Origin of the sequence: Pseudomonas sp. BJa3 (genome assembly GCF_026343815.1) — a bacterium.
GTDB classification, from domain to species: Bacteria; Pseudomonadota; Gammaproteobacteria; order Pseudomonadales; family Pseudomonadaceae; genus Aquipseudomonas; species Aquipseudomonas soli.
In genome coordinates this window covers 1-421 of the sequence record NZ_JAOXMC010000057.1, presented here as the reverse complement: position 1 = coordinate 421, position 421 = coordinate 1, and the positions used below count along the sequence as shown (strand labels likewise).

Sequence of the window (421 nt, the reverse complement as noted above, 5' to 3'; positions counted from 1 at the left end):
ACCGCGGCGCGCCCGTCCGGATCGGTGACAAGGGCGGGGCCGTCGTACAGCTCGTCGAGCCACGGCCTCGGAATGCCCGCCAGGTTACTCAACACGGCACCACCAGGACTGCGCATAGAGCACGCCGTCTACATCCTCAACGCCCGTGATGTTCAGCCCCAGACTGCCCATGCCATTCACCTTGGCATCCAACAGGCGCGGGATGATGTCTTCGCCCGGGGCCGGATTGAACACCCAGGCCTCAATGCAGCAGCGCCCAAGAGCTGCGCTATGGCACTCGTGTAGGTGAACGTCGGCCCTGAGCGGTTTGACCTTCGCGAGCTTTTCGTTGGGGATCGCTACGCCGCGCTCTCGACGGCGAACAAGGAGGAAGTACATGCGGCACCAATACTGTATATCGATACAGTATTTGACCATTCAA

The 421-nt window shown here is 61.3% G+C and carries 1 protein-coding gene; it reads right to left on the bottom strand.

The window, feature by feature from the left end; translation table 11 throughout:
* Nucleotides 1-84: 84 nt before the first annotated feature.
* Nucleotides 85-378: a hypothetical protein gene (locus OH705_RS26870; protein WP_094011964.1), complete on the bottom strand. Its 294-nt coding sequence runs from the start codon at nt 376-378 to the stop codon at nt 85-87.
* Nucleotides 379-421: the final 43 nt, after the last annotated feature.